The organism is Micromonospora sp. C51, assembly GCF_018070435.1.
Classification (GTDB): domain Bacteria; phylum Actinomycetota; class Actinomycetes; order Mycobacteriales; family Micromonosporaceae; genus Micromonospora; species Micromonospora sediminimaris.
In genome coordinates this window covers 1-15,922 of sequence record NZ_JAGPXQ010000075.1, presented here as the reverse complement: position 1 = coordinate 15,922, position 15,922 = coordinate 1, and the positions used below count along the sequence as shown (strand labels likewise).

Here is a 15,922-nt window from a genome sequence, read left to right as displayed (position 1 = left end):
ATCACTCAGCCGCCGCACGCGTACGGGATCTGCCACCGCCACAGCCTGACCGCCGCGACGCCGCCCGGCCGACAAGCCGAACGGCGTGTCATCCAACACCGCGAACGTTCGTGGTCACGGCACTAGCGACAGACCAGACCGGACGTTGGTGAGAATCCCCCACCCCGCACGATGCGCTGACCCGATCCCCTCCGTTTGCATGAGCCGGACGTCGAGCAGACAGCGCCGCCCGTCGCCAGCGAAGATGGCGAGCAGACACCAACTCCCGCCGATGACATCCGTACAGAGGCCATGAGCGAGCGTGCATCCCGGGGCGATGACCTGAACCTTCGAAGGTCGACGCCTTCGGGTTCGCCGAAGAGGTCACCGAGCAGGAAGCCCTGCTCGGAAGGCTGGTGGTGGGATTCGAGTCTCAGCCCCCGGGATCCATACCGACACCACCACGACGGCACCAGACCCACACATCGATGGAACACCGCCCTCGTGAATGGCGCCAGCGGGGCCCGGGACGACAGCCGGCGCCGTCCAGACGGGGAGCAGTAAACTCTGACCACTTCGGTGTTCTCTGGGAGGTCACTCCGGGCCGCTGGCCCACATCGCCGCAGGTCAGAGCCCTCGGCTCTGGCCAGCGTCGGTGAGCACTTCGGGCGCGGGTGACCACTTCGCCAACCTGCACCCGATCTGCTCCCACCTGCAAGGCTAGCCCATCCAGCAGCTCCTTACCGCCATGACCTGCGCATACTCCCTACCAGGGAACATAGAGTGCCATCGACTGCCGTCCAAAATCGTGGAGCACTCCATGTGAAGCGGGACGCCGCGCCGACTCTGACCTGCAGAAACGAGAACCCGCAGGTCGTGGTGGGTGCAGTTGAGTGCCACTCGACGCCGTTGAGCGCGGTTCAGGGCCGTTCAGCGCACCTGGCTGCTCCCATCCCGCTCCCCGATCCCTCGGTGCGACTGCGGCGTAGGCCAGCGTCTTAACGCGTCGCTTCGGCGCGTCTTCCCAAGGAACAGCCCCGAAGTTGACGATGTCAACGCCGGCTGAACTTTTCAGGCGGAGCCGACAGACGAGTACTCAGCGTGGCCGGCGTGCTGAGACAGAGCGCGCGGTCGGCGCCAGATCCGGATGGTGGCTTCGAAACGGGTCGGGTTAAAGGGTGTCGATCCGCCATGGTGGGTACGTGACAGGCGGTCCATCCGGGCCACGATATCGTTACGCCAGCCGATCTGTGGGAGGCGCGGCCACGACTGTTACGCGCTGTGCCACATGGGTTGAAGTGCCGGGCCTCCCTTTGGCAGTTGTATCGCCCCGCTGCTGCCGCCCCGACTACCGCGTAGGCACCGGTTCCCGGGCCGAAAGCCTCTCGACGATCGCAGGGTGTTGTGCGGGATCCTGTTCGTGCTCTACACCGCGATCCCGTGGGAGTACCTGCCCCAGGAGCTTGGGTTCGGCTCGGGCATGACGTGCTGGCGCCGGTTGCGGGACTGGAACGATGCTGGTGTGTGGCAACGACTGCATGAGGTTCTGCTCGGCAGACTGCGGGCCGCCGGGCAGTTGGACATGTCCCGGGCGGTGATCGACGGCTCTCACGTTCGGGCGCTCAAGGGCGACCCAAAACCGGTCCGAGCCCGGTCGACCGCCGCAAGCCAGGCTCGAAACACCACGTCATCACCGACGCGGGCAGCATCCCTCTCACCGTCAGCCTGACCGGCGGCAACCGCCACGACGTCACCCAACAGCTGCCCCTGATCGACAAGGTCCCCCGGATCAAGGGCATCCGCGGCAGGCCCCGACACCGGCCCGACCGAATCTACGCCGACCGTGGCTAGGACTTCGACGAGTACCGCCGCGAGCTCCGCACACGCGGCATCACACCCGTCATCGGCCGACGCGGCACCGGCCACGGCTCCGGCCTCGGCACCCGCCGCTGGGTCGTCGAGCAGACCATCGCCCTGCTGCACTGGATCCGCCGCCTGCGCATCTGCTGGGAGATCCGCGAAGTGTTCCTCACCCTCGCCGGCGCCATCGTGTGCTGGCGCCGACTGCAACGCTCAAAGAGTTAGGAGCTCTTAGTCTGGCTCCAGCTGTCGGGAAACCGCGTCAGTTACCGACGTCCCGGACGGTGACGTGGTGGATGCTGGCGAGTAGTCTCCGAGCACCTGGACACTCGATCGCGTAGCTTGAACAAAGGGCTGAAATCGTGTCAACACGCCCGCAGGGACTTCGCGTGTCAGGGGTGCCAAGTATGCTAGCCGCAGCAAGGGAGTTGCAAACCGACTACCCCACGTAACCGCCAATACGAGAGGTAGCGATGTTGGAGCGCCAGGAACCGACCAACTGGGCGCAGCGCTTGCGCGACGCGCTCACGCTCTCGCGAATCTCGACATCAGACATCTACGCCGGCCTTGGACTCCCGCAGGGTGGAGGATGGCTCGGCGATGCGCTAGCTGGACGCGTTTCACCTGCTCGGTCCCAGCTGGCGATGCTCTCGGCGCTTTGTGGGATCCCGCTTGCAGTGCTCGTTGGCGACACGCCCATTCAACAAAGCCTCGCCGTTGCCCTGCGTGCAGGGGTAAGCGCGACCGACGAGGACATTGCCTCAGCTGCCCAACGAGCAGAGACGGCACTTCAGGACCTAGAGCTTCTCCTGTCATGGTACCCGCAAGAAGTCGCTCGAACTAGCGCCCTGGCTAAGGACGCCCGCAGGGCTGTCGCGAGCGATAACTATTACATCAGAGCGGCGCAACGTACGTCCGAGCGACTTCGCGATTATCTGGGCCTAGACGACGAGCAGCCGGTCGGGAATATCGTCGAACTAATCGAGGATCTTGGCGTAGCGGTGATTTTCGAAAGCATGCCTGGATCGGTCCAGGGTGTAACACTGCGCGATCCCTCCGAAGAGGCTTGGAGAGCGATCATTGTCGTCAACACCAACGACACGTGGTGGGGTAGGCAGCGATTTACGCTTGCGCACGAGCTGTGCCATTTCCTTTACAAGGACGACAAGTCCTTTTACGTCAACCGAAAGCATTACGGCGATCAAGATCTTGAGGAGATTCGAGCCGAGGCATTTGCTCGGCATTTCTTGGCGCCAGACATAGCAGTTCAAGAATTCTGGTCTGAGCATGGCCCCAAACGGCCGACGGATGGTTACGGGGTGCCGCTAGCCAAGTTTATGATGCACTTTGGCCTAAGTCGGCAAGCAAGCATCAAGACGCTGATAGAGGCGGCGGGCGTGCCGGAACGGGCCCTCGAACCTTACAAGACTGTCCGGATCTCGGACATCATGAGGCAGGCGCGGCTCAGCCAAAAGTGGAACGCCGCATGCGAGAACCAGGGCAATACCTCGGCTTCCCATTGGGCATTGTCCATGGCGCTCGACGCTTACCGTGATGGCTTGATTTCCTCGGAGGTTGTCGCCCGCGTACTCGGTCGTGGCGACGATGTCGCTAGCGTAGAGCAAGAGTTGCTGTCTCAGGGGTACCAGCAGTCAATTACTCTTGTCCGGCCGCGACAGCCGTAGCGAAAGCGTCGCACGCACCACAAGATCTGACATCCGCAGCTCTACGACATTCGAGAGCCGACGCACTCATAGGCAACGCGCCCTGCGGGATGCCGGTCACGGCTGTTGCCATCGCCAGGGCGTCGAAGGCATCACTACTTGTGAAATGCCCACTACAGATTAGCTCGGCCAGGACTTGGCCGAAGTGACGCGCTGGAATGCCGTATTGGGCGGCGACAACACTCGCACCCCCGTCGTTCACCAGGAACACTACTAGCTCGCCCTGGGACGTCCGAGCGATGCATAGTGCAATGGAAGCCGCCTCCCCCAGATGAGCTAACGGATGGTTCGGCTCATCACTCCGGCGCGGCAGGTTTTTGAGCTTGGCGTGGACCTCGTCAAACGTCCGACTATCATAGTTGTCGTCGGAATCGACCGCGCACGATCCGCCATCAATGAGTGTGGCCTTCGCCAACGCTGCGGCCGTTCGAAGTCTGCCGTCAACAGGTGTAGCAGGGTCGGCGTTTCTCTCGATCTCCATTGCCACGCTCTCGGCGATTCTCAGTCGTCCCGCGTAATGCGCCTCGAACCGAGGTATACAGCTCCGATTACGACCGACGCTAACGAGGATCCCAGTGTCCGCGTAAACAATTGAGTTGGGCCAGCCCCGCTGAGGTACTAGAGGGCTGAACGCGTGCCGGCGTTGGGGCGTAGAGGCGGCAGGGGGGATCGACCTCGTGCGACGAGGCATCATATTCGGAGATATTCTGGGTGGTTCGGCCGCCATCACCCGCCCCCTCCTGTTACTACGTAGCCTGCGCCCCCTGCGCCCCACTGGACACTCTACTCCCAACAGACGCCTCGTAGGCGTCCCGGGCAGCGCACCATCGCCGCACACTGCATTTGCTGCAGCCAGGTCCAGGAAGTGAGTCCCATTGGGTGTCCGCGAGCCAGCGGCGCGCGAGGCGACGCACACGCCCCCGAGCCATCGACATAATCGTGGAATCTTGTGTGGAATAGCTGTGAACCACGGCCGACTCGGGCGAAAGAATCTCCAGTTGCACCTCACCCTGAATCGCGCCGTAATGCCTCGCCAGCCCCGCCTCTAAGGCGACAAGATCCCACGCTACGGCAAGATAAGTGCTGAATATTTCATCGTCGTTAGCCACTGGCTGTACTTGGACAGTCTTAATCTCACGCATCGTCAGAGTGTCATCGCTCTTCCAGTAAGCGTCTGACTTGGTCGCCACCACTACGTCGGCTATCCCATCGTAGGCGTAAAGCGTCCTTTCGGCCGTGAGTGACCTCGCGTCATTAGACCGTAGTGGGCAGCACTCGATGTGGGATCGAAGGAATGGATACGCCAACTCATAGTCGGCTGGGTCTATCTCCCCGCCTCCGACAAGACTAAGGCGGTCCAGATCTGCGGGCTCAGGGAGGTCATCCGGCGAGCAAGGAACACCTCGCGAGTGAGCTTCGGCGATCCAACGGTGGACTGCCAGTCCTCGCAGCAACGCCTGATTGCCCTCTTCAATGCGAGGCAAGTGGACGAGACGCTCCATGTACCACTGGGCAGGGCATCGCTCGTAGCCTTCGAGATCAGATGCCGACACAGACCTCGTCCAGGGGCCAGGTTCACGCACTTGAAGAAACCCGTCAACACGCACTAGAGACTCGCAGGATCCGGTGAACTTGCATTCACCGCAGCACCTGCCGGGCACTCGTTTTTCCCCGCGAATCGCCGCAAACACATTGGGCCTGGCTCGCTCCTCATAGAGAATGCGCGCGTCATCCCGGGAAATTCCGTCTAGAATGTGGTGTTCAATGCCGTCAACGAGACCAATTTCGGTCACCCATATGCGTTGAACTGGTGTCCGACTTGCATATTCTCCTGCGGCATGGGCCGCTATGTAGGCCCACGGGGTCGCGGCGACTTGGGCATTAGAATGCCGCAGCCGGCGTATTTCCCGAAAGCCATCGCTTGTCTCGTACAAGAACGCCCACGCCGCCAACTTGGCGTCTGGTCCCTTAAGGAGCTCAACCCAACCATCTAGAAAGTGGAGCTGCCCGATTGCTTCTTCGCGTGCCTCATGGTACTCAAAATACCGATCGAGACCGTGCTCAAAAAATTGACGCACACCATCATGCAAGTCTATGAACAAGTGCTTCTGGGCCTCCACCGACGACCAGAGCTCGCTGCCGCGGTTAGTCAGCCTTCCAACTCTCTTGATTGCCTCAGCCAGGCTGCCCAACGCGAAAGGTCCCTTGCGCGACCTCCACCCACCGGTTTCTGGGATCGTCTCGGGCCGCACCTTAAGCGCCAGATTCAAAGGGCACGAGCGTTCGCCCGCCGCGGATTCCGCATCGCTTGCACTCACGCGGAAGACTTGGGCGTCTTCCCGAAGCGGAATTCCGGGCTTCCAGTTCAAGACCGTCCTACCTCGCTCGGACGCGACGACGCCAAGAACCGGCCAATCGCTATCGCGTTCGTTGAGAATACCCGATCCTGCATTGTAAAGCCCTCTTGACGGTTACATGCAAGCAACCACGCGAACTTCGAACGCGTGTCCGATCCCGCAATCGCGCAATTTACGAACAAAACTCACTTCGTCACCCCACGAACCAGCCACCCTTGCGTCCCTGCCATCCCGATGCTCCTATGGAGGTCAAGCGGTCGAGGCGGCGAAGTCGGCGCGTAGGGCGGTGTAGACGTCTCGGACGATGTAGCGCTTGAGGCAGCGGAGGATCTCCTGCTTGGTCTTACGGCACTGGGGGTATCGCGTCCGTGTCGCGTCGGGTTCTACCGACGTCGGCTATCTCGACGGCCCCGGGTGAGCTGACCGGCTCGAACGCCCCGTCCGACGGCCGCCACACTCGGACGGGCGGTAGATCCGGATGCCTGTTCAGGCGGCGATGGCAGGCCGCTGGGAGCCCCGCAGCCAGTGGGGTCCAAATCTTCGGCGGGCATATCGCAGGCGCATTCGAGGCAGGTCGTCTCGGCGCTGACCTCGGTCGCAAGTCGCATCTTGGGTCGGGTTCTTGCTGTTCAACGGCGGTGAGAGACGGTCGCAAGGTCGGCTTGGACGACTTCTTCTGGGACATCTATTAGACGACGCATAGTACCGGCCGTACTATGTGCCGCATGGTAGTGAAAGGCGAGCCGGGTGATTCGGCCGAGCGGCAAGCTCAGCTCCTGCGCGGCTGCTTGGACATGTGCCTGCTCGCGCTACTTGCCGCCGAGCCTGCGCACGGCTACCAACTCGTCCGCCGCCTCGACACCGCTGGATTCGGAACGGTCAGCTACGGCACCGTCTACCCGTTGATCACCCGACTGCACCGCTTGGGACTCGTGGCCAATGCGATGCAACCCAGCCCCAACGGCCCGCCCCGCAAGGTCTATCGGCTCACGGACACCGGCCATGACCGACTGAACGTCTGGCGCGAGCAGTGGACCCAGTTCGCCAGTGTCGTCAACGCAACCCTCGCCGTCAGTCCACTGAATCCAGGAGATGACCATGAGCACGTCGACGCCGGCCGTTGACCACCTCCTCGCCGCCGCAGACCGGGAATGGCGCGCTCTCGGCATTCACCGTCGCGACCGGGCAACTCTTGCTGCCGACCTGCGAATCGAGCTCGACGCCGCAACTGCCGACGGGATCGATCCTGCGGAGCTTCTCGGCACTGACCCCACCGAGTTCGCCCTGAGGATCGCCGAGGAAGCCGGCGTGCAGCGGATCCCACCGCGCTACGGCCAGGTGCTTGTCGTGGCGAGCGCGGGCGCAGTGCTCTCCCTCATCGTGGGATACATCCTGGTCATCGGCCTGCACCAGGCATTCGTGGCGGCATTCGACCTGCCGCGCGACGTGCGCGTACCGGTGTGGCTCGCCGCTGGGGTCTTCTACGGCGCCGTCGCAGCGGTCGTCGTCACCGGCGCCGTCCTCGCCGTGCGCATCACCCTGCGCGACGTACCCCGCATCCGACACACCGCTACACGAATGACACTGCTGCTGCCACCCACGATCGCCGCCGCGATCGCTGCCGCAGCCGCATACGGCTGGGCGCTCGACTTCCCGGTCACCCCACTGGCAATCGGAACCGAAGCCGCGATCGTCCTCGCCGCCTTCCTCACCGCAACAGCGCTGGCCCGCCGCAACTCGGTCACATCGGCGGACTAAGAGCTCCTAACTCTTTGAGTGTTGGAGTCGGCGCCAGCAGATGATGGCGCAGGCGAGGGTGAGGAAGGCTTCGTGGATGTCGTCGCGGATCTCCCAGCGGATCCGCAGGCGGCGGAACCAGTGCAGCAGGGCGATGGTCTGCTCGACGACCCACCGTCGGGTGCCGAGTCCGGAGCCGTGACCGGTTCCGCGTCGGGCGATGACCGGGGTGATGCCCTTGGTCCGTAGGTCGCGGCGGTAGCAGTCGTAGTCGTAGCCGCGGTCGGCGTAGAGCTGGTCGGGTCGTTGCCGGGGCCGGCCGCGGATGCCCTTGATCCGTGGGACCTTGTCGACCAGGGGCATGAGCTGGGTGACGTCGTGGCGGTTGCCGCCGGTCAGACTAGCGGCGAGGGGGATGCCGCCCGCGTCGGTGATGACGTGGTGTTTCGAGCCTGGCTTGCGGCGGTCGACCGGGCTCGGACCGGTTTTGGGCCACCCTTGAGCGCCCGGACATGGGAGCCGTCGATCACCGCCCGCGACAGATCGAGTTGCCCGGTCGCCCGGAGTTTGCCCAGCAGGACCTCGTGCAGTTGCTGCCACACGCCGGAGTCGTTCCAGTCCCGCAACCTGCGCCAGCAGGTCATCCCCGAACCGAACCCGAGCTCTTGGGGCAGGTACTCCCACGGGATCGCGGTGTAGAGCACGAACAGGATCCCGCACAACACCCTGCGGTCGTCGAGAGGCTTGCGGCCCGGGAACCGGTGCCGACGAGCGGGACGGGGTGGCAGCAGCGGTGCGATCTCGGCCCACAGGTCGTCCGAGACGATCCACGGCGGCTGCTCACCCCTCCTCACGTTCAGACAGAACGACCCTCACGTCCCGGAGGACACGCCAAAACTTCATTTCGTTAGGAGCTCTAAGCCAGCCGATGTGACCCATCAGCAAAGAAGAGGATCACCACGACGCGGGCAGCGACGACCAGCCAACGCGCACGAAGCGGCATAGAGGACACGTCGGTCGACAAGGCAACGCACTGTGCCCTCATCGACGATGTGTGGCCGCGTCTGGTGCGACATTGTCGCTGCATGACATCGGCTAACCGGACTCTGTGGGTCTCCCAAGCCCGTGCCGCGTTGATTGTCGCCGCCACGCGGAGGACGCTGCTCACCTACGGGGAGCTTGGCATGGCATTGGGGATGGAGGGCATCAGCCTGCGGAACCAGCTTCGACACGTTCTCGACGATGTATCCGAGGACTGTCGGTCCAGAGGCGAAGACTGTTCCCTCGCCGCCCTCGTCGTCAATAAGGAAACGGGTGAGCCGGGTGCGGGCTGGGTCAACGGGATTCGCGACTGGCCGCAAGAGGTTCGCCGGGTCTTTCAACGGTGGTCTCCCAAGTAGCCGACGAACAGTGGCGTCGAGGAGCAACAGGGCCCTCAGCCGTCTCGACGCTGTCCGGGCGGATACTCGCACCAGCGCGCACATCTTCGTTCCGCCGGAGGACAACAGCCTCGGCCCGCCGTGGCCCGGCCAACTCATCCTTGACGTAGTGCCGGCATGGCCCCAATGATCCCGGATGGAGAACTTCGATGAGCACTGTCACCGACCCGCTTGTTGACGGGGCAATCCCGATGAGTGCATACGAGGGACAGGTATGGGACAGGCTCAACGAGCACTGGCAGCGCCGCAACCACCGCTGCGGTCTGCCCAACTGGGCGAGCGCTGCGCTCGATCGCTCCAGTGAGGTCGCGCGAAACGCCGCGAGCCGGGCCACCAGGGCGGTACCCGAGGCGATCAAGGAGCCAGTCCGTCGCGGGGGTGACGCGGTTGCCAGCATGGCCCTGCGGCCGGCGGCCGAAGGCGCGGTAGCGCTGCTGGAACTGGTCAATGCCTGGGCCTTGGAGCTCAACGACCCGAAGGGCGTCGAAAAGGTCGCCCGTAAGCGTGGCCTCGAACTAGGCAGTTTCGCTGAGCTGCGGCAGCAGGACCTCAAGGTGTGCGACCGCCTCCTGACCCGCAACACACTCAGGTGGCGAACCACCGGCGCGGTCGAAGGTGGCGCCATGGGCCTGCTGGCCATGGTCCCCGTCGCCGGGATCCCCGCCGCAATGACCGCAGACATCCTCGTCATCCAGGTACTGAGCGCGTCGATCGCGTCACGCATCGCCTACTCCTACGGCTACGACGCCAAAGATCCCTCCGAGCAGCTCTTCATCGAACGTCTCGTACACCGGTCCTTCATGGCCCAAGCAGCCAAAGTGGGTCCGCTGCGCGAGACCGCACGAGCGGCCAACGCGATCAAGGGACGCGTGAGATGGTCAGCCAAGCTCCGCGCGGACCATCGCCTCGTGGCCGCCCTTGAGAAATTGCTGCAGCACGTAGGCCCGGCCGGTGCCAGGGTTCCCGTCCAGAACGTCGCCAAGGTTGTGCCATTCGTGGGCGTCCTCATCGGTGCCGGGATGAACTCTGCAGTCCTCGGCAGCGTGGCCGCCGACGCCCAGCGGTACTGCCAGACCCGATTCCTTTGCGACAAATACGGGCTGCCGATGCCTGCCGCACTGACCACCAGCCGGGACGACGGCGACCACAATGCCGACGCCACGTAACGGTGTGAGTGGCAGGAGCGTGACTCAGCTTGCTGACCGTACGCCCTATGCTGCCAGCTCACCCACCAGCAACCGACGTCTCCGAGGAGACGGTCACCCGCAGTAGCGTTGCACGTCTCAAGATCGGACGCACTGTTCTCGGCCATGAGCGAGCGTGCATCCCGGGGCGATGACCTAAACCGTCCAAGGGCGACGCCTTCGGGTCCGCCGAAGTGGTCAGGGTGGTTTCCGGAGCAGAGCCGCTCTGGCGGGTACGCGCTGGTCAAGCTGCCCGGCTCCGGACGTACCGCTATGCTGCTGAGGCCGGGCGCTTGGATTGTCGGTGCTGCCGGCCTTCCGGATCAGCTCGCGTAGGCCCCTCAGCGGGGTCGGGGTCATACGCCGCCTGCCCGTCAGTGACGCCCTGCCATGCACGCTCGGCGGCATGGCCGCAGCTCGGCGAGATGGGGTCTTGACGGACCACTTTCAGGATCTCGCCATCGCATCTCAAGCGAGGCACGCTAGTAGTCGTCAGGGTCGGGGCCTTTTCGGCTCCGCCGACGGCGGCTGACAGTCCGATCGGCCCCGTCGGCCCGGTGCAGCTTGGTCATACGCTAATCGCACCCGTACCGGCCCGGCGACAGCTCGTACACGCACTGGATGTTCTGGGCGCGCAGGAGGGCCAGCAGGTCGTCCCCCGGTCGAGCCGGCAGGAGGACGGCACGCCGAGGCGGGCCGGGAATATGCCGGCTGTAGTCCAGCAGTTGCCCAACCGCCATGCGGACGGCGTCGCGGGTGACGACTCCCTTCGCCTCGTACAGCACACCGGCAGTCTGGTCGAACAGGTCGGTGTAGAGGTCGTAAGGTTCACCGGGCGGCCTGATGCGGTACCGCACGCAGGTATGCCCCAACGTCTCGAGGTGCTCCAGGTAGCGGGCCGTGAGGTCGGCCTCACGCTTGACGGCCACGGCACTTGTCGAGCCGGGGAGCGAGTATGCACTCTTGCCAATCTTCTCAATCGGTACCGCCTCGGCGCTTCCGGCGGGTGTGACTGCCGCGGAGACCGGGACGGGTTCGGCTGTTGGACCGGCTGGTGACATCCGCAAAGTGGCGAGGTGGGACCACCAGAGCCGTTCGAGTTGCTCATCGGACGGCGGGTACAGACGCTGCCCTGACCCGAGAACATGCTTCCAGTGGTGGGCTGGTACCCCTGCCAGCAGCTCATCGACTGACAGACGCTCCTCCACCGGTAGCACGGCGTCCCAGCGCAGGGTGATGTACCACGCCTGGCGGGTCGGATCCTCCCAGTGTGAGTCGGCGAAGACACTGCTCCCGGTCACGGTTCCGCTTGCGACGATGCCACGCTCACTGTTCTGCCGGAACAGGAAGACACGGTCCCCGCGACCCAGCCCACCCCGGCGCGACCCGACACTCCACCGACAGGGAACCGCCCTACCAGCCGCTGTACGCCTGACGTCCCGCGCATAAAGATCAGACGGATAGCCAGACTCTCCAGCGTCCCAGGTCAAAATGACAGTGATCACGATTTGAGCATCACGGGACGCGGACGGCGACGGTATCCGGCAATCGGACGCCTGCGGATGCGATGGCCGGCCGATCGACAGACTGCTGCTCCGCCCCTCGTCGGTGCAGTGTCGGGTTGCTGTACCTTGCTGGCGCGCTACGTGGGCTCGGTGCCATCACCTCGGTTCACCTGTTGCGGCGAGGCGCCCGTACGGACTCTGCTGATGGACGCGGTGCGCGTGGGCGATGCCCCGTGAACGACGCCGGCCAGCGGGCCGTCCACCGGTACCACCGGTATCAGGACCTCGGACTTTTCAGCCTCGGATTGGTCCTCGCGCTGGTTCCTTGGCGGCCGAGGTACGCCCCTCGCGTCGAGAGGGGCGGAGACGCATAACTCGGCGCCACACCCCGCCTTCGTGACGCACCTTCTCGTCTTCGCCAGGCTGCGGGAACTGGCGGGTTGCGGATAGTTGACACGGATTGGGGCAGGCGGGCCATATCCTCGAATCCAGGTATGGGCGGAGCCCGGCGTCAGGGAAGCAGGCGGTGGCGGTGAGGATCGCGACGTTCAACGCCAACAACCTGTTCTCCCGCTGGTCGTTCCTGGCGGAACTTCCCAGGACTGTGGCGAACCCGCCGCTTGCCGAAATCGCGACTGACGTCACGCCGGAGGCAACAGACATTCCGGGCGGCGGGCAACCGTCTGTGGTGGAGGTGGTGCTACCCGATGGCAGCCGCATGAGCGGCGTCCTGCGGACCTTCCGCGGCAAACTCGTCAGGGGCAAGGACCCGAAGGCCCGGGCCTGGATCGCTCGCCGTATCGCCGCTCTCGATGCCGATGTGTTGTGCCTGCAAGAGGTCGAAGACCAGGATGCCTTGGACACGTTCCACCGCGACGACCTGCGTCCCCTCGGCATTGACTACCGGTACCGCGCCGTTGTGGAAGGCAATGATCCCCGCCGTATCGACGTCGCCATCTGTTCCCGGCTGCCGATCACCCGTATCAGTTCCTGGCGGTTCTGGCCCGACACCACCGGGGAGCCGGTGTTCGGCCGCGACCTGCTTCAAGCACAGATCACCGCCCCGGACGGCCAACCGCTGCACGTCTTCGTCAACCACCTCAAGAGCAACTTCATCGCCGACGAGCACGCCCTCACCCCTGCCCAGGTCACCGCCGCCCGTGAGGCGATCGTCCGACGGCGCACCGAGCAGGCCACCGCGATCAGGCAGATCCTGCGCCGGCAGCGGCTGACCCGCAGGGTCGTGGTCACCGGAGACCTCAACGACGCGCCCGACGGCGAGACCCTCGCCGACCTACGGGGGGCAAGCCTTGCCGAGCAGATCCAGCGAGGTTCCACCGTTGCCGGCCCCAACCGCAGCGGCGCATTGATCGACGACAAGTTCGCCGACCTGTCCCTCACCATCTGGACGCACCGGCACCGTGCGAAGGGTGTCACCACGTTCGCCCTTTACGACCAGATCTGGACCAGCCCGGATCTGACGGTCACGGCGGCGCATGTCATGCGCCGCACCCAGATCAGCGGCGACGGGTCTGACCACGACCCCGCCTACGTCGACCTCGACCTTGACTGACCGCCGAGCAGTCGGGAAGGCCCAGGCTAGAGGTCGTCGGGCCGCCAAAGGGGTCGAGGCTCTTGCGGTGGCCGCGCCGGCAGGTGCCGTATGCGCTGCTGGAGACGTTCCAGTGGTAGTGGCGGTACGGGGCATAGCAGGGACCGCAGAACCCGGCGTCATCGTAGAACTCGGCTGTTCTCACCGGGGTGTACTGGTACGGCTCGGCGAAAGCGTCGACGATCCTCGTTGCTTCCGCCGGGTCGACCGGGTGGCCGTATCCGTTGCCGGCCTCGATTCCGGAGAACAGCAGCCACCACTGCTGGTCGCCGTGGCGCTGACGGGCGGTGTCGAAGGCGTCGCGTTGCTGCGGTGGCCACTGCTGTCAGGCGGCGGGTTTCGCGCCGGGAGCGACGAGTTCCACGTGCGACGCGGGTCGCCCACACACCGTGTAGCGCGGGTCGGCTACGAACGCCTGCAGCAGGTCCTCATCATCCCTGACGGCAGGTGTCAGGCGGCGGGGCGCAGGCGTCGCACGGTGCCGTCGGGGCGGTCGGGCTGGGTGGTTTCCCAGCGGCGCTGCAGGGCGTCAACGAGGTTGGTGATCATGGCTTCCGTGACGTGGCTGTAGATGCCTCTTACGCCGGGGAGGCGGTGGCCGAGGCGACGGGCTTGGGCGATCTCGGGGATGCCGTCTTCGATGAGCCAGGTCTTGTGGGTATGGCGCAGATCGTGAAAGTGCATGCCGGCCAGGATCGCTGGGATGCCTCTCTTGGGGTCGCCCGCCACAGCCGGGGTCCAGGCGCGACGGTTGAAGTTGGATCGGCGTTGGTGGTGGCCGCGGGCGCCGGGGAAGACGGTGCCGTGGGCGTGTTCGGCGAGGTGGGTGGCGAGGAGGTTTGTGGCAAAGCGGGGTAGGCGGATGTGGCGGACGGAGTCGTTGGTTTTGGGTGGGCCGAGGTACAGCTTGCCTTCGACTTCGTGAAGCGCGCCGACGTCGGGGTGGACGTAGATGCTGCCGGTGCTGAGATCGAGGTTGTCTCGGTGCAGGCCGGCGAGTTCTCCCCATCGCATGCCGGTATAGGCGGCGGTGAGGATCATGAGCCCGTCGGATGGGCGGGCCTGGCGGGCGACGATGGCGGCGACCTGGTCGGCGGAGGCGTGAGGTCGTTCGGCGCGGATGCCCTTGGGGATCCGGATGCCGCGGCAGGGGTTGAAGGGGATCCGGCGGTCTTCGACCGCTTCTTGAAGGATCATCGACAGGACCATGATCACGTCGGCGACGGATCGGGGTGAGAGTCGCTTGCCGAGCGCGAGGCTGAGGGCCTTGGCGTGTTGGCGGCGGATGTCGACCAGGAGCAGCGGGCCGAGGGTGGGCAGGATGTGCAGCCGCAGGTGGCTGCGGTAGGCGGCCCAGGTAGCGGGCGATGCCTGGTGGGTCGACTCCCAGATCGGCACCCATTCGCTGAGGGGGATGCGTCCGCCGCGGGGGTCGATGAAGGTATCGCGGGCGACTTCCACGTCGATCTCCTTGGCGCGCAGGACAGCGTCGGCGCGCAGTTCGTGGGTGGAGTCGGTGGTGACGGTGCCATCAGGAATACGGAGGCGGACGCGGTATCTCGTGCCGCGCTTTTCCACCCAGGCCATGGTTATGTCTCCGATCGGTTCGTGTCCGTTGCGTCGGTGATGGACGCGTGACTTTCGGGGTTTGGTCAAGTCGCTGGGGTAGGTGGGGGTCGGCGTCGGCGGTGGGGCCGTCGTCCGGTGGCGGGTTCTGCGGCGGCGGTGATGATGGCGGCGAGGTCGGCGGTGGAGAAGCGCAGGTGTTTGCCGAGGAAGGTGCAGGGGATCTGGCGGCGTCCAGCGCGGCGGCGTAGCCAGGACTCCGACACGCGCAGTAGCACCGCGGCCTCGGCTGGGGTGTAGAGGCGCGGCTCCTCGTCGTCGCTGCCACCGGCGCGGCGGGTGGGTGGGGGTGCGGCTGGCGGTGGCCGCCGTCGGGATCGGGGCGGGTTGGAGTGCATGGACGGCTCCTCGTTCGAGGTGAGGCCGGGGTGGTGGCCCTTCGCGGATAGGCGTGTGGACTTGCGAAGAGCCACCAGTGCCTGGCAGGGGTCAGTGGTGGTGGCACAGCAGGAGACGGAGAGCGGTCGCCGCTTGGGTGGGGACGACCCCGTTGCCGAGGACGCGCAGGGCGCCCGTGCGTGGTAGATCGAGGGTGGGGTCGGTGACCCAGTGGGCGGGTAGGCCCATGAGCCATTCCACGAACGGCGGTGCGAGAACCGGTTTGCCGTGCTGGCCGGGTTGGGTGGGCGTGGGGACCGGTCGGCCGATCAGGAGTTCCCAGCGGGCGATGGCGGATGCGTAGATGCCCCAGGTGGCCTCGTCGGGTGTTCCGAGGCTGCTGTTGGCCAGGTGGGTGACGGTGGTGCGTAGCTCGAGGCCGCCGTCGCCGTGGTAGTGCCGTGACCACGAACGTTCGCGGTGTTGGATGACACGCCGTTCGGCTTGTCGGCCGGGCGGCGTCGCGGCGGTCAGGCTGTGGCGGTGGCAGATCCCGTACGCGTGCGGCGGCTGAGTGATCA

10 protein-coding genes and 2 pseudogenes are annotated in these 15,922 nt (G+C 65.1%); 6 read left to right on the top strand and 6 right to left on the bottom strand.

All coding sequences use genetic code 11. The features are described 5' to 3' along the window. Positions 1–1,303 precede the first annotated feature (1,303 nt). Positions 1,304–2,064: pseudogene (locus KBX50_RS31995) on the top strand (IS5 family transposase). Between the two features lie 248 nt (positions 2,065–2,312). Next, positions 2,313–3,524 (top strand): ImmA/IrrE family metallo-endopeptidase, encoded by a 1,212-nt coding sequence (locus tag KBX50_RS31990; RefSeq protein WP_210941571.1) that lies wholly within the window; start codon positions 2,313–2,315, stop codon positions 3,522–3,524. Between the two features lie 785 nt (positions 3,525–4,309). Here the strand turns inward: KBX50_RS31990 and KBX50_RS33920 are convergent. Further along, positions 4,310–5,116, bottom strand: a complete 807-nt coding sequence (locus KBX50_RS33920) for a PD-(D/E)XK nuclease family protein (RefSeq protein ID WP_374224770.1) — start codon at positions 5,114–5,116, stop codon at positions 4,310–4,312. Between the two features lie 1,529 nt (positions 5,117–6,645). Here KBX50_RS33920 and KBX50_RS31980 point away from each other — a divergent pair. Together KBX50_RS31980 and KBX50_RS31975 are read left to right on the top strand one after the other, a co-directional pair. Beyond that, complete coding sequence (locus KBX50_RS31980) at positions 6,646–7,044, top strand: PadR family transcriptional regulator (protein WP_210941569.1); 399 nt, start codon at positions 6,646–6,648, stop codon at positions 7,042–7,044. Further along, entirely contained in the window at positions 7,019–7,678 is a 660-nt protein-coding gene (locus KBX50_RS31975) for a hypothetical protein (protein WP_210941568.1), read from the top strand. Before KBX50_RS31980 ends, KBX50_RS31975 begins: the two co-directional genes overlap by 26 nt. A 6-nt stretch (positions 7,679–7,684) precedes the next feature. Here the strand turns inward: KBX50_RS31975 and KBX50_RS31970 are convergent. Further along, positions 7,685–8,484 (bottom strand): IS5 family transposase gene (locus tag KBX50_RS31970; protein ID WP_210941572.1). Its coding sequence is split into 2 segments (ribosomal slippage): positions 7,685–8,148 and positions 8,148–8,484, totalling 801 coding nucleotides; the frame shifts between segments, so codons are not numbered across the junction. Between the two features lie 761 nt (positions 8,485–9,245). On the opposite strand from KBX50_RS31970, the gene KBX50_RS31965 reads away from it, so the two are divergent. Further along, positions 9,246–10,262, top strand: a complete 1,017-nt coding sequence (locus KBX50_RS31965) for an EcsC family protein (RefSeq protein ID WP_210941567.1) — start codon at positions 9,246–9,248, stop codon at positions 10,260–10,262. Between the two features lie 593 nt (positions 10,263–10,855). Here the strand turns inward: KBX50_RS31965 and KBX50_RS31960 are convergent. After that, positions 10,856–11,581, bottom strand: a complete 726-nt coding sequence (locus tag KBX50_RS31960) for a hypothetical protein (protein ID WP_210941566.1) — start codon at positions 11,579–11,581, stop codon at positions 10,856–10,858. Positions 11,582–12,317: 736 nt separating this feature from the next. Here KBX50_RS31960 and KBX50_RS31955 point away from each other — a divergent pair. Continuing rightward, positions 12,318–13,358, top strand: a complete 1,041-nt coding sequence (locus tag KBX50_RS31955) for an endonuclease/exonuclease/phosphatase family protein (protein WP_210941565.1) — start codon at positions 12,318–12,320, stop codon at positions 13,356–13,358. A gap of 489 nt (positions 13,359–13,847) precedes the next feature. On the opposite strand, the gene KBX50_RS31950 is transcribed toward KBX50_RS31955, so the two are convergent. The 3 genes and pseudogenes from KBX50_RS31950 to KBX50_RS31940 form a co-directional block, all read right to left on the bottom strand. After that, the gene (locus KBX50_RS31950) at positions 13,848–14,984 is read right to left on the bottom strand and encodes a site-specific integrase (RefSeq protein ID WP_210941564.1); all 1,137 of its coding nucleotides are present in this window, start codon (positions 14,982–14,984) and stop codon (positions 13,848–13,850) included. A 65-nt stretch (positions 14,985–15,049) separates the two neighbouring features. Continuing rightward, positions 15,050–15,361 carry a helix-turn-helix domain-containing protein gene (locus KBX50_RS31945; protein WP_210941563.1) on the bottom strand — a complete coding sequence of 104 codons (312 nt, stop codon included), beginning with the start codon at positions 15,359–15,361 and terminating at the stop codon, positions 15,050–15,052. Between the two features lie 91 nt (positions 15,362–15,452). Further along, a pseudogene (locus KBX50_RS31940) lies at positions 15,453–15,922 on the bottom strand (hypothetical protein); the annotation flags it as partial.